The organism is Microbispora sp. H10949 (assembly GCF_014161435.1).
Taxonomy (GTDB): domain Bacteria; phylum Actinomycetota; class Actinomycetes; order Streptosporangiales; family Streptosporangiaceae; genus Microbispora; species Microbispora triticiradicis.
This window is the reverse complement of record NZ_JABBWZ010000002.1, coordinates 66,189-82,988: the sequence shown is the minus strand read 5'-3', so window position 1 is coordinate 82,988 and position 16,800 is coordinate 66,189. Positions and strand designations below refer to the sequence as shown.

The 16,800-nt window shown below is 72.6% G+C and carries 15 protein-coding genes; 5 read left to right on the top strand and 10 right to left on the bottom strand.

Annotation, left to right across the window (positions count from 1 at the left end):
• Window positions 1-58: 58 nt before the first annotated feature.
• Window positions 59-715 (bottom strand): response regulator, encoded by a 657-nt coding sequence (locus tag HHX40_RS04560; protein WP_182879565.1) that lies wholly within the window; start codon window positions 713-715, stop codon window positions 59-61.
• Complete coding sequence (locus HHX40_RS04555) at window positions 712-2,817, bottom strand: histidine kinase (RefSeq protein ID WP_182879564.1); 2,106 nt, start codon at window positions 2,815-2,817, stop codon at window positions 712-714. Before HHX40_RS04555 ends, HHX40_RS04560 begins: the two co-directional genes overlap by 4 nt.
• Window positions 2,818-3,030: 213 nt before the next feature.
• Between HHX40_RS04555 and HHX40_RS04550 the strand changes: the two genes are divergently transcribed.
• Window positions 3,031-3,672 (top strand): hypothetical protein, encoded by a 642-nt coding sequence (locus HHX40_RS04550; protein WP_182879563.1) that lies wholly within the window; start codon window positions 3,031-3,033, stop codon window positions 3,670-3,672.
• A 43-nt stretch (window positions 3,673-3,715) separates the two neighbouring features.
• Window positions 3,716-4,078: a DsrE family protein gene (locus tag HHX40_RS04545; protein ID WP_182879562.1), complete on the top strand. Its 363-nt coding sequence runs from the start codon at window positions 3,716-3,718 to the stop codon at window positions 4,076-4,078.
• A gap of 70 nt (window positions 4,079-4,148) precedes the next feature.
• Here HHX40_RS04545 and HHX40_RS04540 read toward each other — a convergent pair whose 3' ends face one another.
• From HHX40_RS04540 to HHX40_RS04525, 4 genes are all read right to left on the bottom strand, one after another.
• Window positions 4,149-4,856: a type 1 glutamine amidotransferase gene (locus HHX40_RS04540; protein WP_111697706.1), complete on the bottom strand. Its 708-nt coding sequence runs from the start codon at window positions 4,854-4,856 to the stop codon at window positions 4,149-4,151.
• Entirely contained in the window at window positions 4,846-6,120 is a 1,275-nt protein-coding gene (locus HHX40_RS04535; RefSeq protein ID WP_182879561.1) for a MurT ligase domain-containing protein, read from the bottom strand. Before HHX40_RS04535 ends, HHX40_RS04540 begins: the two co-directional genes overlap by 11 nt.
• Before the next feature lie 28 nt (window positions 6,121-6,148).
• Entirely contained in the window at window positions 6,149-9,235 is a 3,087-nt protein-coding gene (locus tag HHX40_RS04530) for an ATP-binding protein (RefSeq protein WP_182879560.1), read from the bottom strand.
• Between the two features lie 97 nt (window positions 9,236-9,332).
• Window positions 9,333-11,264 (bottom strand): hypothetical protein, encoded by a 1,932-nt coding sequence (locus tag HHX40_RS04525; RefSeq protein WP_182879559.1) that lies wholly within the window; start codon window positions 11,262-11,264, stop codon window positions 9,333-9,335.
• Window positions 11,265-11,410: 146 nt separating this feature from the next.
• Here HHX40_RS04525 and HHX40_RS04520 point away from each other — a divergent pair, with 146 nt between their 5' ends.
• From HHX40_RS04520 to HHX40_RS04510, 3 genes are read left to right on the top strand one after another with little or no spacing between them, the layout of a single operon-like run.
• Window positions 11,411-12,070 (top strand): hypothetical protein, encoded by a 660-nt coding sequence (locus HHX40_RS04520; protein ID WP_182879558.1) that lies wholly within the window; start codon window positions 11,411-11,413, stop codon window positions 12,068-12,070.
• Window positions 12,070-12,747, top strand: coding sequence for a DUF4352 domain-containing protein (locus HHX40_RS04515; RefSeq protein ID WP_182879557.1), 678 nt, complete (start codon window positions 12,070-12,072; stop codon window positions 12,745-12,747). Before HHX40_RS04520 ends, HHX40_RS04515 begins: the two co-directional genes overlap by 1 nt.
• Window positions 12,744-13,745: a hypothetical protein gene (locus tag HHX40_RS04510; protein WP_182879556.1), complete on the top strand. Its 1,002-nt coding sequence runs from the start codon at window positions 12,744-12,746 to the stop codon at window positions 13,743-13,745. Before HHX40_RS04515 ends, HHX40_RS04510 begins: the two co-directional genes overlap by 4 nt.
• Here the strand turns inward: HHX40_RS04510 and HHX40_RS04505 are convergent.
• The 4 genes from HHX40_RS04505 to HHX40_RS04490 all read right to left on the bottom strand — a co-directional run bounded on the left by HHX40_RS04505 (window position 13,699) and on the right by HHX40_RS04490 (window position 16,770).
• Window positions 13,699-15,045 (bottom strand): hypothetical protein, encoded by a 1,347-nt coding sequence (locus tag HHX40_RS04505; protein ID WP_182879555.1) that lies wholly within the window; start codon window positions 15,043-15,045, stop codon window positions 13,699-13,701. The two genes, HHX40_RS04510 and HHX40_RS04505, sit on opposite strands and share 47 nt — an antisense overlap.
• Before the next feature lie 176 nt (window positions 15,046-15,221).
• Window positions 15,222-15,524 (bottom strand): DUF1416 domain-containing protein, encoded by a 303-nt coding sequence (locus HHX40_RS04500; protein WP_111697714.1) that lies wholly within the window; start codon window positions 15,522-15,524, stop codon window positions 15,222-15,224.
• Window positions 15,524-16,363 carry a sulfurtransferase gene (locus tag HHX40_RS04495; RefSeq protein WP_111697715.1) on the bottom strand — a complete coding sequence of 280 codons (840 nt, stop codon included), beginning with the start codon at window positions 16,361-16,363 and terminating at the stop codon, window positions 15,524-15,526. The genes HHX40_RS04500 and HHX40_RS04495 overlap by 1 nt, the downstream gene beginning before the upstream one ends.
• A complete protein-coding gene (locus HHX40_RS04490; protein WP_182879554.1) occupies window positions 16,360-16,770 on the bottom strand; it encodes a DUF4395 domain-containing protein in 411 nt (136 codons plus the stop codon). Before HHX40_RS04490 ends, HHX40_RS04495 begins: the two co-directional genes overlap by 4 nt.
• Between the last annotated feature and the right edge of the window lie 30 nt (window positions 16,771-16,800).

The following is a 16,800-nucleotide window of genomic DNA, read 5'->3' as shown; positions in this document are numbered from 1 at the left end:
GAGCTTAGAGGCGGTGGACGGCCCTCCCGACAGAACCGCACAGCCCGGCCGCGGGGCCTCAGCGGCCGAGGCCGGCGTCCCGCCCCCGGATGATCGCCTCCGCCCGGTCGGCCGCCTGGATCTTGCCGAGCACCGCGTGCACGTGGTTGCGCACGGTCTTCTGGGACAGGAACAGCCGCGCGGCGATCTCGCCGTTCGACAGCCCGGCGGCCACCAGGTCGAGCACCTCGTGTTCGCGGGCGGTCAGGCCGGGGAACGCCGTGGCGGCGCCGCTCTGCGGCCTGGGGGCCAGGAAGTCGGTGATCCGCCCGGCGAGGACCGCCCCGAACACCACGCCGCCGCCGGCCACGGTGGTGATCGCGCGCACCACCTCCTCGGGCTCCGCGCCCTTGAGCAGGTAGCCGCGCGCTCCGGCGCGGAGCGCCTCGAAGATCGTGCCGTCCTCCTCGGACATGGTCAGCACCACGACACCGGTCTCCGGCCGCTCCCGCAGGATGTGGCGGGTGGCCTCGATCCCGTCCATGCCGGGCATCGAGACGTCCATGACCACGACGTCGGGCTCGCGCCGGGCGGCCTGCTCGACGGCCTCGGCGCCGGTCGCGGCGGTCCCGACGACCTCGACCTCGTCGATGCTGCCCAGCAGGGCCGCGAAGCCCTCGCGGAACACCGGGTGGTCGTCCACCACGAGCACCGTCACCGGGCGCTGTCCCGTCATATCCCCACCTCTTCCGTCGTCGCCGCTCGCGTCACGGCCTCGCGCCTCGTGGCGGGCGGTCCGATGGGCAGCCGCGCCCACACCCGCGTGCCGCCGGACCCGGCGGAGGTCACACTGCACGACCCGCCGAGTTCGGCGGCCCGTTCGCGCAGGGAGACGAGGCCCACGCCGCTCACCACTCCGTCGCCGAGGCCGACGCCGTCGTCGGTCGTCACGACGTCGAGGCACCCCGCCTCGCCGTCGCGGGTGAGCGTGATCACGCACTCGCCGGCCCGCGCGTGCCGGACCACGTTGGTGAGGGCCTCGGACGCGATCCGGTACGCCGCCACCTCGACCGCCGCCGGGAGGTCGGACAGGTCTCCGTGCTCCTCGACCCGGACGGCGAGCCCCGGGGCCCGCAGCCGCTCCGCCTGCTGCCGGATCGCCCCGACCAGCCCGACGTCGTCGAGCGCGGGCGGCCGCAGGCCGTGCACCAGGCGCCGCACCTCGGTGAGCATCCCGGTGAGCTCCTGCCGGGCCAGACCGAGGATCCGGTCCGCCTCCTCGGGCGAGCGGCGGGCGGTGATCCGCGCGGTGTCGACGCGGGAGGCGACCGCGGCCAGGGCCGGCCCGAGGCCGTCGTGCAACTCGCGGCGCAGGCGGCGGCGTTCGTCCTCCACCGCCGCGACCAGGCGCTCGCGGCCGCCCTGCAACTCCTCGGCGAGGCGTACGGCGCGGGCGGCCGCGGCGGCCTGCCGGATCAGGTCGGCCAGCAGGCGCTCGTCGTCCGACGAGAGCCGGGTGCGGGAGGGCGCCTGGCGGGGCAGCAGCAACCGGCCGATCTCCTCGCCGCGGTAGGTGATGGGCAGGGCGCGCGTCCCGGCGGGACGCTCGCCGTCCTCGACCAGCAGCCGTTCACCGCTGACCTGCGTGATCTCCACGCCGACGTACGGCGACCGGAAGGCCCGCGCCACCGTCCGCGCCAGCGTGAGAAGCTGCGTCCCCGAGTCGTCGGCCCGCTCCAGCCGCTCGGCGAGCCCGGACATCACGCGGTAGGGATCGTCCCGTTCGCCCACGACCCAGCGCCGCACCAGCCGCCACAGCCGGTGCCGTAGCTGCGCGTACAGGATGGCGACCGCGAAGACGGCGATGACCAGGCGTTCCCCCTCGTTCAGGCGCGGCCCGAGCAGGCGGCCCGCGCCGCCGAGGACCAGCAGGTCGAGCAGGAGGGTCAGGGCGAGCAGGGCGCCGTACACCACGGTCCCGCCGAGCAGCCGGTCGATGTCGACGAGGTCCGGCCGGACGATCCCGACCGCGACCGATCCGGCCGTGAGGACCAGGGCGATATCGAGACCGGCGGTGCCGAAGTCGTTCGGCAGCAGCCGGATGGTCAGCATGACCAGCAGGTCGGCCACGGCCGCCCACAGCAGCCAGCGCATGCGCGCCCGGCCGACGCCGGCCGACCTCTGGTAACGCCGCACCACCACGACGAACGGCGCGAGGAGGCTGAGCGGGATGCACAGCTGGGCCACCAGGAGCACGCCGCTCCAGACGGCGTCCGGCAGCGGGACGTACAGCGGATCGAGGTCGAGGGCGGTCAGCGGCGCGGGGATCGGCCGGGAGTCCGTGATCGCCTGCGCGATGGCGGACGGCACCGCGACCAGGACCAGCGGGAGCAGGCTCGTCAGCGCCAGGCTGACCAGCGTGACCCCGCGCCACCAGCCCGTGGGCATCTTCCCGTCGGGGTAGAGCAGCAGCACCAGCGGCAGCAGCAGCAACAGTCCCGCGCCGAGCCGCTGGTAGACGAAGAAAGCCGCCGACCCGCCCGGCAGTGCGGGGTGGTGCAGAGTTGCGTAGGCGAGCCACGAGGCGGCCGCGTCGTCCACCGCCCACCAGGCGCCGAAGACCGCCATGAGCCGGCCCAGGGGATGGCGCGCGTGCCGGGTGAGCACCGCCGCGCCGGCGGTGGCCAGCGCGACGCCCGCCATCGCGTCGGGACCCGCCGGAGGCAGGTCGAGCAGGACCCGATGGGCCTGCGGCACCCGCAGGCCGATCAGCGCCGCCGCCACCGCTGCGGCCATCGCGACCACGAGGAACGCGAGCCCGGCGACGTTCAGGCGCACAGGCCGACGAACCATCACAAACCGCACCAGAGCAGTGTGCCGCAGGCGGAACGGGATGTCCCTAGGACGCGCGTCCCGTCCGTCCTGGGACACGAGACGGGCCCGGAATCGGGACGCCGCACCCTGACGGCCCAGGGCGGTGGTTCAGCAGGATCGTCCCCGTCGCCGCGGTGATCCTCACCGCCGCTCCACCCCCGGATCGAAGGAAGCCCGATGACCAGCACCTCCCACGTCCCGGCGCACACGGACCCCGCCGCCCCCACCGCCACTCCCACCGGAGGGCTCGCCGACCCGACGGTGCGCCGGCTGGCCCTGGGCCTCTCCACCGGCGCGCTGACCTGGTCGGCCGTCAGCTTCGTCTACGGCTTCGACGTCGCGGGCGACCCGGGCCTCATGATCACGGACCTGGCCGGCCTGGCGTTCCAGATCGGCGCCCAGTGCCTTCTCACGATCATGCTCCGCACCGGTGCGACCGGCGTGAGCCGCGTGGCGCGCGGCATGGTGCAGGCTGAGCGGGTGCTGCTGGGCCTGGCCATGATGTGGAGCCTCGTCCACGGGCTCTTCCCGGCCGCGCGTGACACGGTCTGGCTCGGGATCCTCGACGCGTTCTGGCCGCTGTCGATGCTGGGCATGTTCGTGCTCGGTGTCAAGATCGCCATCACCGGCCGGTGGCGCGGGGCGGCCCGCCTGTGGCCGCTCGTCGCCGAGAGCTGGGTGGTCGTGACCCTCCCGACCCTGGCGATCTTCGGCACCTCCGTGTCCAACGTCGTCGGCGCGGCCCACCTGCTGGTGGGGTACACCACTCTCGGGCTCGTCCTCGCGTTCCGTCCCGACCTGGTGCGCGGCGAGAAGTGAGTGGCGGAGAACGCACGGGGGCCCGGCGGACTAGGCTTCCGTTATGGCACGATCTTTGGTGATCAAGGTGACGGCCGGGGCGGACGCCCCGGAGCGCTGCAACCAGGCCTTCACGGTCGCGGCGGCGGCGCTGGCGAGCGGTGTCCCGGTCTCGCTGTGGCTGACCGGCGAATCCTCCTGGTTCGCCCTGCCGGGGCGGGCCAAGGAGTTCACCCTGGCCGAGGCCGCGCCGCTGGAGGACCTGCTCGCGGCCGTCCTCGCCGCGGGCAGGGTCACGCTGTGCACGCAGTGCGCCGCCCGCAGGGGCATCACGGTGGACGACGTCATCAACGGGGTCCGCATCGCGGGAGCCCCCACGTTCGTCGAGGAGGTCCTGGGCGAGGGCGTGCAGGCGATCGTCTACTGATCCCGCTCCGGGCCCGCCCGGCGATCGGCCGCCGGCCCCCGATTTCTCGGGGACCGGAGGCGCGGGCGGGTCAGGCGGGCAGCACCGCGCGCAGGCGCTCGTCGCGCAGCGCCTGGTACCAGCCGTCGTCGATCGCGGGCAGCGGCCCGGTCACCCAGCTCAGCAGCAGGTCGGCCAGCGCGGGGTTGCGGGCGAGCGCCGGGCCGTGCAGGTAGGTGCCGATGATCCGGCCCGCGTAGCAGCCCTCCGTGCCGTCACCGTTGCCGGTGCCGACGACCGTCCTGGACAGCGGGCGCACCCCCGGGCCCAGCCTGGTCACGCCCATGTGGTTCTCGAACCCGGTCAGCGTGGGCAGCCCCAGCGCGGGGTCGACCTCGGCGGCCAGTTCGCCGACCGCGCGCCGCTCGCCGCGCCCCGAGCTGATGTCGAGCAGGCCGACGCCGGACACCGGCTGGCCCTCCTCGCCGCCGAACACCGTGCCCATGATCTGGTAGCCGGCGCAGACCGCCAGCAGGGCCGCACCCCGCTGGATCGCGGCGTGCAGGCCGCCGTCGCGGCGCAGCCGCTCGGCGCCGAGGATCTGCGGCCGGTCCTCGCCGCCGCCGATCAGGTAGACGTCGCCCTGCTGCGGCACGGGGTCCGAGGAGCGCACGTGGATGGTCCGGGTGGGGATCCCCCTGGCCCGGGCCCGCTGCTCCAGCACCAGGACGTTCCCCTGGTCCCCGTACGTGCTGAGCAGGTCGGGATAGATCCAGACGATGGACAATTCAGACGGCACGGCCGAACTCCGCTCGGATCTGCTGGAACGCGGTGTAGTTGGCGATCACGTCGATCTTGCCGGGGGCGAGGACGGCCACCGCCTGCTCGAACGACTCGCAGAGCTGGAAGGGCACCTCCGCGACGGCCAGCCGCAGCGCGAGGTCGAGGCGGCGTTCGCCGGTGACCAGCACGGGCCGGCCCCGCAGGATGCGGTAGTCGACGTCCCACAGCCAGGAGGTGTCGCGGCCGTCCGGCCCCTGCGCGTTCACCGACAGGATGATCGGCAGCGCCGGGTCGGCGACGTCGAACGCCTCCAGCCAGCCGGCCGGGTTCTTGGCCAGCAGCAGGCGCAGCGATCTGCCCTCCCGCTCGACGGTGGTGTAGCGGCCCGCGACCGAGGTGACCGTACGCAGCCGGGGCAGCGCCCGGCCGGGGTCGAGGCCCAGCGTCTCGGCGACCGCCAGCGCGACGGCGGCGTTCGCCCGGTTCGCCTGGCCGGGAAGCTGGAGGTCCAGCCGCCAGCGCTGCCCGCGGGGGTCGATCACGTCCTCACCGTCGAGCACCCAGTTGGGCTCGGGACGGTGGAAGGTGCACTCGCGGCACGCCCAGCTGGTGTCGGCGAGCTGGGCGGCGGTCAGGTTCTGCCCGCCGTTGCCGAAACCGGCCCGGTCGAGCGGGCCGCCGCACTCGGGGCAGCACCAGGAGTCCTCCCGCCAGCGCTGCCCGGCCGCCACCCACGTCACCCGGGCGGCGGTGGACGCGCCCCAGGTGACCAGCGGGTCGTCGCAGTTGGCGATCACATGGGCGGGCCGGCCCGCGAGCGCGCGGCGCCACTTCTGGGCCAGCAGCCAGATCTCGGCCGCCCGGTCCATCTGGTCGCGGCTCAGGTTCATGAGGCAGATGATCCCGGCCTCGGTGGTGTCCAGCACCTCGGGCAGGTACTTCTCGTCCACCTCCAGCACGCCGTACGGCGCGCCCTTGCTGGAGGCGAGCGCCGACACGTGCCCGGCGGGCATGTTGGCGCCGAACGCGTTCGTCGCCACGTCGCCGAGCTCCTGCAGCGCCGAGGTGATGAGACGGGTCGTCGTGGTCTTGCCGTTCGTCGCGCTGACCAGGACGAGCTTGCGGTCGGCCGCGAGCTTGCGCAGCAGGTCGGGCTCCAGCATGAGGCCCACCCTGCCGCCGATCACCGAGCCGTCGCCGCGCCCGGTGGCCCTGGACAGCGTCGCGGCCGTACGGCCCAGAGCACTGGCGAGCTGGGCCCGCAACGGAAGCTGACTCATGCCCAGATCCTAGTGCCCCCGCCCGAAATCACGATCCGAAGGACAGCTCGGCGGGGGTGTCGCCGTCGAAGGGCAGCACGAACCGGCGCGGCCAGGACAGCACGGTCTCCAGCCAGCCCGCGCTCATCGTCTGGGCGATGTATCTGATCCGCTCACGCGGCTCGACGCCGATGGCGACCGTCGTCACGTCCCGCTGGATGCCCTCGTGCTCGTCGTCGCCGAGGAGGACCCGCCAGGCCAGCGCGCGGTTGCGGTCCACCTCCATCGACAGCGGGTGGTGGCGCAGCGCCTTGGCCCGGTGGCCCAGCAGCTCCGTGCGCACGCCGACCGCCACCGCGCCCTCGGCGGGCTCGGCGCCGTTGACCCCCTGGTGGGGGTACGGCCGGCCGGCGGGGTCGGTGCCGAACAGCGGATACTCCATCGCCGGGGCGGGGCTGCGCAGGTTGGGCGCGGGATGCCCGAAGGGGAACAGCCGGTCCACCTCGTGCAGCCAGCGGACCTGCGGGATGACCCAGGCCGCGCCCGGCCGCTCGCCGGCGCGCATCGGCGGCTCGCCCTCCGCGCCGTCCGCCTGACCGGCCGCGAGCAGCCCGGCCGCCACCTCGGCGGCCTTCTCGGTGAGCAGCGCGGGGTCGAACCAGGTGCGCAGCGACCAGGCGCGGCGCGACACCGACCGCTCGACCAGCGTGGCCAGCAGGCACTCGCGCCGCTTGACCGGCAGCTCCGCCCAGATGTCGGCGAGCACGCGCGGCACGCCCGGCAGCGACCGGTTCGTCACGAACGCCAGGACCGCCGTGTCGGTCCAGATCCGCAGCCAGGCCCACTCGGGGGCCACCGCGAGCAGGTCGGCCTCGCGCAACTCCACCAGCGTGCAGGCCTTGCCCGTGCGGCACTCGCGCCCGCAGGCGGCCGAACGGCGGCCGCAGATCGGCGGGACCGGGCCGAGCGTCTCACGCTCGCGGTCCTCGCCCAGCGGCACCTGGACGCGCAGCGGGCGGTCCATGCCGTCGGCGAACACCGCGGCGAAGCCCGGCTGGAGCGACACGACCTGACGCGACTGGTCCTCGCTGAGGTTCATCGCCGCGCCGACCAGCGCGCGGTCGTCCTCGGCCGGGAGCCGGTGCACGACCTTGAGCGCGGTGTTCTTCACCACGTCGGAGACGAGCTTGGTCGGGATCTGCTCGGCCACGACGATGCCCTCGCCGTACGCCCTGATCTCGGCGAGCATCCCGGCCAGCAGTTCGACGGCGTGGGTGGAGGCCCGCTGGGAGCCCCGGTCGCGCAGCAGCCGGTGGGCCTCCTCGATCACGATGACGTGCCGCAGGCCGCCGACGCCGTCCTCGGCCCGCGGCTCGGAACGGGCCCGCATCCGCAGGTGCTCGACGATCCGGATGATCAGCGTGCCCATGAGGAACGCCTTGTCCTCGTCGTTGGCGACGTCCTCGATCGCGAGCACCACGTTGCGCTGGAGCAGGCCGCCGATGTCGGCCGGATGGCCGCCCTCGAAGAACCGGCCCGCGCTGCCGACGCGCAGGCTGCGCAGGCGCAGGCTGATGAAGCCCTCGACGTCGGCCTGGACCTCGTTGCCGTACCCGATCTCCTGGATGACCTCCAGCGCGTGCTGCTGGAGCTGCTCCAGCGTCGGCACCGCCGGCTGCACGGCGGCCCCCGGGATGCCGCCGCCGGTCACCACGTCCCAGCCGTTGGCCTCGTAGACGCGCTGCAACGCCAGCGACATGATCTGCGGGAACGGCTCCTCGGCGTCGAAGGCCGCCAGGAACAGCGCCCTGACCATGTCGATGTGCGCCTGCACGGGATAGCCGGGCTCGGGCGCGAGCGGGTTGACGCTGATCGGCACGTTGTCCGGCGCCGAGGGGTTGATGACGGTCAGCGGGCCCAGGTGCTCGACGCGGCCGGCCATCGCGGCGTACTCCGACTTGGCCGGTTCGATGGCCAGCCACGGGATGCCCGCGATCGTGAGCTGCTCCAGCAGGTGCCGTACGGTCTGGGACTTGCCGGAGCCGGTGGCGCCGGTGACGAAGGCGTGCCGGTTCAGCGTCGCGAGCGGCACCCGGAACGCGCCGACGGCGCGGTCCTGCCCGTCGACGATCGCGCCGAGGTCGATCGACTCCGAGCCCTCCACGTCGGCCTCGCTCGTCACGTCGAAGAAGCCGGCGTCGAGCACCCGGACCCCCGGCACCTCCCGGCGCGGCAGCCCGGCGAGCGCGGCGAGGGCCCCCGCCGTCGCCGCGAACGGCGCCGCCGCGCCGTCGGCCGAGTCCTGCAGGTCGACGGCCAGCGCCTCGGCGAAGCCGTACACCGACTCGCTCGCGCCGTCCCCCGACAGGGCGGGCAGCGTCATGGCGCTGCGCAGCCGGTAGGGGTGGTGGCTCATCTCCACCGAGCCGACCAGCACCGGCGCGATCTGGCGCAGTTCGTCGGGGCCCGCCGCGCCGGCGAGCACCCGGACGTTCCACAGACCTGCCTCGCGGAACGCGTCCAGCTCCTGCATCCTGCGCTCGGCCCGCTCGGCGTCGAACCGCGACCGCTCGGAGGCGTCGCCGTACTGGCGCAGCACGTTGAGCTGGGTGCGCAGGTGGGCGACCTCGGCGTCGAGCAGGTCGGTCGGCTCGGCGACGACCACCCAGGCGAACGGCCGGGACATGAGCGTGACCAGCGTCGACTCGAAGAGCGTGGGCCGCTTGGGCTCGTCCGGCTCCGGCTCGCGCCTGCCGTAGAGCGGCGGGGCCTGACGGCCGGGGCACGGCGTCCAGACGAGGTCGGCGAGGTCGGCCAGCCACTCGTCGCCGATCTCCACGCCCCGCGCGCCACCGGGGAACAGCAGCGGCTGCGGGCCGGTGACCGGCGGCTCCGGGGCCGAGGCCGCCCGGCGCGGCGGCTTGGGCGGCGTGAGCGGCCCCGCGTTGGTGATCAGCTCAAGCGGGGCACCCGACCCACGCGACAGCCAGCCGATGACGAACGGCCGGTTGCGCTGCGCGGCGGACAGGACCGCGGGGAGCACCGTGACGAAGTCCCACTCCGCGGACGAAGTGCGCGAGGGAGCGGTGATCGCCTGGATCCGGTACCACGGCCCGCTCAGAGGGAACGGATGCAATGAGACCCCTCAGTCGACGACGAACAGGGAAGAGACTCCTTCAACGATCACGCCTGCACACCTCGGTTGACGATGCCCTTACCGACCGCGGACCGTGTCATGGCCGCTTGCGCCAGTCGAGGCGGGGCGGCGGCGGACCGAGGTTCGGGGGGACCTCGGGCAGCGTGGGCTCGGCCGGCTCCGGCTCGGGATCGGGTTCCCGCGGCGTCAGGGCGGCGCGGCGGATCTCCTCGAACTCCCCCAGCGTCGTCTTCGGGAAGGTGAGTATCGCCGGGTTCGCGTCCGCCAGGCGCACCTGGCGTCCCTCCGCCGTCGAGTAGGTGACGATCACGGACGTCGTGGGCAGCTGCTGGAGCTGGTGCGGCTCGACCAGGAACTCCCGCGACCGCTGCAGGACCCCGTCGGCCACCGTGGGCGCGCGCCGGCCCCACTCGGTCGACTCCGTGATGTCCTCGCGCAGGTCGCCCTCCCGCATGTCCTCCCCCTCCGTACGGCCCTCGCCGACGGTGGAGGTGTAGAACCCGCTCGGGGAGGGGACCGCCGTGCTGAACGTCTCGGTGAGCTGGGCGAGTTCGAGGCGGTGCTCGGTGCCGACGTGCTCGCTGGCCACCCGGGCGTCCTCGGCGTTGCCCAGCCGCATGAACGCGACGGCGGCGTGCCCCCGGCCGAGCCGTTCCCGTACGGTCGGGGTGAGGCTTCGGTAGGTCAGCACGAGCCCGGTGCGTGAGGTCTCGCACGCGTCCATGAGCCGGTCGAGCACGTCGCCGCGGAGCTTGTCCGCGCCCGCGACGATGATCGTGTGGTACCAGGGCCGCTCGCTGGCCGGCGACTGCCGAAGGATGTGCGTGAGCGCGGTCGCGACGTACGTGCCGAGCACCCGGTTGCCGAACACGCCCGCCTGCCGGTCCATGCTGACCACCCGCAGCCGCGCGGGCGGCAGCCGTACGGCCTCCGAGCCCAGCGTCTCCAGCTTGCGTAGCTGGGACTCCAGCGCCCAGGCCCGCTCGATGACGACCCGGTCGGCCACGCCCCGGCCGAACAGCGTGCCGATGCGTTCGAGCTGCGAGGCGGTCAGCAGGCCGTACTTCATGTCGTCGCGCGGGTCGCCCACCTGCGCGAGCGCCCGCAGCGCGGCGGTGACCTGGCTGATCGTGGCGTTCTCGCCGAGGACCTCCAGCACGCGCTCCAGGATCGCGTTGTCGAAGCCGATGTCCCGGCTGGTCTCCTCGCTGACGCTCACCACGTGGGCCAGCACGTCGGCGAACGCCTCGGGCTTGAGCGTCGCCCCCAGGTCGAGCCGGGGCAGGTCGACCGGGAGCACCCAGACCAGCGGGTCGTCCCCGCCCCGGCGGGCGAGCTCGATGAGGTCCTTGGCGATCGCGCCCTCCGACAGGTCGAGCACGGTGAGGTGGCCGCCGCTGTAGAGGCGGGTCGCGCCGATCAGCGTGACCAGCGCCGACCAGCCGGTCAGCGTGCCGCCCGCCACGTCGACCCGGTCGATCTCGTCGGGCACCGCCACGGCGTACCAGGTGATCTGCTTGTCGAAGCGGTTCTTCTTCTCGGCCCAGTCGCGGTACTTCGCGGCGTGCTCCTCCTGGGCGGTGATGATCTCCCGCTGCCGCCGCTCCTGCTCCCGCAGCGCCTTGCGGCGGCGCTCGTCGAGCCGCTCGTTGACCGTACGGTCGCCCTGCCGGATGGCGTAGGTGCAGATGGCCGCCACACCGCCCGCGGCGACCAGCCCGAGCAGCACGAACGACCAGGTGAGCAGGCCGGTCACACCGAGGACGAGGATCCCGGCGGCCAGCACGGCCATGAACGTGCGGAAGAGCCGTACCGGATGGTTGAGCAGGTCCTTCTGCAGACGCTCCCGGTGGACCCAGTCGTTGTTCTCGGCGGGAGGCTCGGCGACGTCCTCGCGCGCCGGCCGCTTCGGCGGCGGCCCCGGATCGGGGTACAGCAGAGCGTACTGCCAGCCCAGGTAGATCCGGTCCGCCTGCAACTGGGCATGCTCGGGGTGCGGGTCGCCCACGGGCCCTCCATGTCCGCCTAAGGTCACAGCGTAGGATCTGGAAGCCCTGTCAGGGCGGCCTTCTCGCCATTCGGACCTATTTCCCGCCGGCGCCTGGAACCTATGGGGCCCATGGGGCGATTGTGATCGTACTACCATCGCTTGCCATGACGTCATCCCCCAATGGCGCCCGACGGCGACGCCCGGTGCTGGTCCCGGTCGCCTCTGTGCTGGCCGTAGTGGGCATCGGCGTCACCGCCGCCTTCGGCGGCCTCAAGGAGGCTCCGGACGAACCGCCGCCCACGGCCTCGCCCGGGGACACGATCGACCAGGGGCAGTTCCGCACCCAGTTCATCAAGGCGATCGACACCACGGAGAAGGGCAGCTTCGGCGACCCCAAGCGCTACCTGGAGCTCGTCGTCAAGGTCACCAACATGGGCGACGAGACCGCCTCGGTCGGTATCGTGCCGGAACCCGGGAAGGGCTTCCGCCAGACCGGCTCCTTCGCCGGCTCGCTGCTGCGGACCCGCCCCGAGATGAAGAGCGAGTACGGCCCGCGGGCCTCGGTGCTGAGCTACGGCATCGAGAGCCAGCAGCTTCATCCTGGGATCACCACCACGGTCGTGGTGAAGTACGAGCTCCAGCCCACCGCGACCGCACCCGAGGAGATCAGTCTCGACCTCGGCAAATTCGAGAACGAGCCGCTCGGGCTGCTCAACCAGAGTCGTGACTGGATGCTCGCAGGCGAGTACGAGGACGACGACGGCCCATTCCAACCCGAGGTCGCCGCGCGGATCACCCTCCCGGTGCGGAAGGAGGACAGCTGATGGCGCTGGCCCAGGCCGAGAGCCGTACGTCCCGCCGGGCCGCCGCCGGCCGGCCCCGCAGGCGCGGGCTGGGGCGGCGTCTCGCCGCCGGAGTGGCGGGCATCCTGCTCGCTGCGGCGGCCGTCTACGCGCAGCAGAACTTCGCGATGCCCTTCGAGCAGCGCACGTCCTTCCTGACCTACAACGGCCACATCGGGGAGACGGTGACGACCAAGCGCTTCTCCGTGAAGGCCGTGTCGGTCACCGCAGCCCACGCCGTGGACACGACGGACTACTCCGGCAAGGTGAGCAAGGTGGGGACGAGCCATCTGTTCCTGCTGGTCGACGTCACCGCGACCAGCGTCCGGGAGCCGATGAAGCTGAGCAAGCTCAGCCCGCCCCTCCTCCTGAGCGGGGACGGCCGGCGCTACCTGCCCACCGACAAGGTCGACGAGAGCCTGACCCTGTTCAACCGGTACATCCAGCCGGGATTCTGGACGAGCGGACCGCTCGTCTTCGAGGTGCCGAAGGACGCGGTGCCGGGCGCGAGCCTCGTCTTCATCCCGCCCAACAGCCCGCTGGTCGTCGACAACTACGCGCCCGAGGCGCAGGTCGACCTGGATCTGTCCGGCGCCGCCGCCGACCGGCTGATCGCGCAGGCGGAGGACTACCACACACTGGCGGGCCCGAGCCGATGACCGAGACGCCCATGGACGGAAACCCGCCGAGGAACGGCCAGGACACCCGCGACTGGTTCGCGCCCCCTCCCGAGCAGCCCACCGACATCGCCTCCGACATCACCTACAGCGGCGCTTTGCCGCCGCGGCCCATGCCGACGGCGCCACCGTCCATCCCGATTCCCGGGAAACTGGCCCCGCCGACAGACCAGCTCGTGTGGCCGCCTCCGGAGCCTGAGGGCGAGGACAGGTCGACGCAGCCCTTCCCCGCGCTGCGGACGAACCGGCAGCCGCCGCCCCGGGCACTCGTCCCCGCGGCGCCTCCCCCCACAGCGCCTCCCCTCGCCGCGCCACCGGACCCGTCCGCCGGGATGCCGCCGGCTGCCCCCACGTACGGCGTGCCGGCGGAACCGCCCGGCGTGGACCTCGCCACGGACGCGTCCGCTTCGCCCGCGCGGCGGCGGACGGGCCTGCTCATCGGCGGAACCGTGCTGTCCGTCGGGCTCGCCGTCGCGGCCCCCTCCTTCTTCGGCTACCAGGCCTACAAGTACGGCCGCCCCGACTACACCGTCCACGTCGTGCCACCCGGCCAGTCCGGGACCGTGCAGCACGTGTCATGGCAGGTCACCGTCGAGAAGACCAAGGACCCCAGCGGCAAGCCGGAGCGGTCCGACCGCCAGTGGATGAAGATCGTGGCCACCAGGACCGCGCTCGACGCCGAGGGCGCCATTCGTCACGGGGCGCCGTCGGAGGTCAAGCTCACGGACCGGGCCGGGCGCACCTGGCAGGTCGAGACGCTGAACAACGAGACGCCGCCCGACGTCAAGGAGAACAAGGTCGGCACGCCGTACCGGATGGAGATGCTGGGGGTGGTGCCGCCCTCGGTGGCCGACCAGGTCGAGGTCACCCTCCGCCCGAGCACCTACCGGGACGTGCCCGGGCAGTCGGCCAAGGACTTCGTGAAGGACGCCTTCAGCGCGACGGAGAGGGACGATCAGGTTCTGCGGTTCCGGCGGTGACCGGTGACGGGCCGCCCGGTCGGCCGCCTGTCCGTCCGTCGGCCCGGGCCCGGGTCGCGGCCAGGTCGAACGTGGCGGCGATCAGGCACATGGTCACCAGGGTGACGACCAGATCCGTCACGTAGTTGATCGGCACATCGGTCGCGAACCAGAGATACGGCTCCTCGCTCGCGGTGAGATAACGGCCCGCCCTGCCGAGGAAGTCACCGCCGATGTGCAGGCCGACGTAGCACAGCGCGAAGAGGCCGAACAGCGGCGCGCCCCCGCGGGCCGTCAGGCGCAGGGAGTTCAGCAGCGGGATCCAGCGGCCCGTCCATCCGGCGCTCAGCTTGGCCAGCGCCCGCCTCGTCCAGTCATGCGTCCGTTCCAGGTGCACCGCCGCCTGTTCGAGGCGGGTGCCCCTGATCGTGGTCTGGGTGTCCTCCGCGTACGCGCCGTAGACGAGGATGCCGACCGTCAGCCACGCGAGCGGGACGGCCAGGGCGTCGATCACGTACGGCCAGACCTCCCCCAGCCACTCCGAGACCTGCTGCCACCCCGGGATTCCGCTCTCCGCCCCGGCCATGAGGTCGTGCCAGGCGGCGACGGCGGACCGCTGACCGATCCAGTCGGAGCGCGCCCCCACGGCCGTCGCGACCGCGTTGATGCCGTAGAAGGCGAACGCCAGCTCGCCGAAGGTGGCGAGCACACCGGAGAAACGGCCGTTCCCCGCCTCGTGGCGGCGGCCGAAGTACCACTTCACCCCGTAGGCGACCATCATCGTCGCGAGGGAGACCTTCGGGTCCAGGTTGATCAGCCCGGCCGCCACCCCGCTGTCGTCTCCGCTGCCCGCGTCGAGCACATACCGGTCCGGCTGCCGCATGATGTCGATGCCCATGAAGTCGCGGGCGTCCTCTGCGACGAATCCCCAGGTCGTGTAGATGCCGGCGAAGACGAGCGCGGTCCGATTGAGCGAGTTGAGAAGGCTCTCCTTGGCCTCGCCTCCGGCGCGCCGGGCCCGGGTCTCCAGCAGCGCCTCGCGGACGACGTACAGCATGCCCACGGTCGTGGCGAGGGACGTCATCACGACGAGCGTGAACAGGAACATCACCAGGACCAGCCGGGCCTGGTACCACGAGCCGTGCGAGACGGTCGCGGCCAGCAGGAGCAGGCCCCACCGGACGAGCCGTCCGAGCGAGAACCAGATGATCAGCGGGAGCGCGCACTTCGCGAGGATCCGCAGGGCGTGCAGCGGCAACGCGTACGGCGACAGCATCCAGGCGAACCTGCGGGGGGCGGGCAGTGCGGACGTTCCGGACACCTGCCGCATGTTATCGGCTCCCGCTTCCCCCTATGGCGCGATCACCTTCGCGTGAGCCCGCTACTCGTCGCGCAGCAGCCCCAAGACCTCGTCCGTCGTCGGTGAACGACCGGTCATCCGAAACCGAAAGGCCGGCGCGTTCGCGGGAACGCACCGGCCTCGGGTGAAGCGGTGGATCAGACGGCGACCGAGAGCTGGACGACCTCGCCGAGCTTGGCCTCGACGGCGACGTCCTTGGTGACACCGCCGCCGGCGATGATGCGGACGGTCCACTGGCCGGGAGCGGCGAAGAAGCGGAAGACGCCCTCGTCGGAGACGACGACCTCGCCGGTGAACTCGCCGCTGTGGTCCAGCAGGCGGGCGTACGCCGTGCCGGCGCCGGAGACGACGCCCTGGATCACGGCCTGGTTGGACAGGTCGATGCCGGCCGGCAGCGCGACGGTCTGCTCAGGAGCAGCGCAACCCTGTGTGGTGGTCATCAGCGGGCCTCTCCCAGCTCGATCGGCACGCCCACGAGCGAGCCGTACTCGGTCCACGAACCGTCGTAGTTCTTGACGTTGGGCTGGTCGAGCAGCTCGTGCAGCACGAACCAGGTGTGCGCGGAGCGCTCGCCGATGCGGCAGTAGGCGATGGTGTCCTTGCCGAGGTCCACACCGGCGCCGGAGTAGAGCTCGCGGAGCTCGTCGTCGGAGCGGAAGGTGCCGTCGTCGTTGGCCGCCTTCGACCACGGGATGTTGCGGGCGGTCGGCACGTGGCCGCCGCGCTGCGCCTGCTCCTGCGGCAGGTGGGCCGGGGCGAGCAGCTTGCCGGTGAACTCGTCGGGCGAGCGCACGTCGACCAGGTTCTGCTTGCCGATCGCGGCGACGACGTCGTCGCGGAAGGCGCGGATGTCGTTGTCGGGCTCCTGCGCCGTGTACTGGGTGGCGGGGCGCTCGACCGCGTCCTTGACCAGCTCGCGGGACTCCAGCTCCCACTTCTTGCGTCCGCCGTCGAGCAGCTTGACGTTCGCGTGGCCGTACACCTTGAAGTACCAGTAGGCGTAGGCGGCGAACCAGTTGTTGTTGCCACCGTAGAGGATCACGGTGTCGTCGTTGGCGATGCCACGGGACGACAGCAGGGCCTCGAAGCCGGCCTTGTCGACGAAGTCGCGGCGGACCGGGTCCTGCAGGTCGGTCCTCCAGTCGATCCTCACGGCACCGCGGATGTGACCCTTGTCGTAGGCGCTGGTGTCCTCGTCGACCTCGACGAGCACGACACCCGGCGTGTCGAGGTTGGCCTCGACCCAGTCGGCGTCCACCAGAACGGCGGAGCGGCTCATTGGATTCTCCCAGGTTGTAGACGGCGGATGAGCAGGTACGTTTCGCAGCCCAGGCAGAAGCCGAACGCTGCGTTGAGGAAGGCGGCCAGCAGTGCCGCTGCTGTCGCACCCAAGGCCAGTGCGGTGATTCCCGCCGCGAATCCGATCAGTCCCACGAGCGCGAACCCCAGGCCGACGATCTGCGCGAATCTCGGCGGCGCCGCGTCCTCCAGCTCGGCCGGCGGCCGCAACCGCGGCCGGGCGAACCGGCGGAAGACGAACCCGTACGGCGACGCGTCGGCGGCGCCGAGCGCGAAGACGACCGCCTGTGCGGCGAGCACCCAAGGGTTCTGCGTGACCAGCACGACCGCGAGGACGAACGTGGTCACAGCCGCGTTGAATCGAGGGCCACGAGAATCTATCTGCATCGTGGGACGCTCCTGAAGGATTCTTGGAAC

Excerpts from the sequence above, each read along its gene's own strand:
- HHX40_RS04500 (WP_111697714.1), bottom strand. The coding sequence starts at position 15,524 with ATGACCACCACACAGGGTTGCGCTGCTCCTGAGCAGACCGTCGCGCTG.
- HHX40_RS04545 (WP_182879562.1), top strand. The coding sequence starts at position 3,716 with ATGGCACGATCTTTGGTGATCAAGGTGACGGCCGGGGCGGACGCCCCG.
- HHX40_RS04560 (WP_182879565.1), bottom strand. The coding sequence starts at position 715 with ATGACGGGACAGCGCCCGGTGACGGTGCTCGTGGTGGACGACCACCCG.
- HHX40_RS04495 (WP_111697715.1), bottom strand. The coding sequence starts at position 16,363 with ATGAGCCGCTCCGCCGTTCTGGTGGACGCCGACTGGGTCGAGGCCAAC.
- HHX40_RS04520 (WP_182879558.1), top strand. The coding sequence starts at position 11,411 with ATGACGTCATCCCCCAATGGCGCCCGACGGCGACGCCCGGTGCTGGTC.
- HHX40_RS04535 (WP_182879561.1), bottom strand. The coding sequence starts at position 6,120 with ATGAGTCAGCTTCCGTTGCGGGCCCAGCTCGCCAGTGCTCTGGGCCGT.
- HHX40_RS04515 (WP_182879557.1), top strand. The coding sequence starts at position 12,070 with ATGGCGCTGGCCCAGGCCGAGAGCCGTACGTCCCGCCGGGCCGCCGCC.
- HHX40_RS04490 (WP_182879554.1), bottom strand. The coding sequence starts at position 16,770 with ATGCAGATAGATTCTCGTGGCCCTCGATTCAACGCGGCTGTGACCACG.
- HHX40_RS04550 (WP_182879563.1), top strand. The coding sequence starts at position 3,031 with ATGACCAGCACCTCCCACGTCCCGGCGCACACGGACCCCGCCGCCCCC.
- HHX40_RS04510 (WP_182879556.1), top strand. The coding sequence starts at position 12,744 with ATGACCGAGACGCCCATGGACGGAAACCCGCCGAGGAACGGCCAGGAC.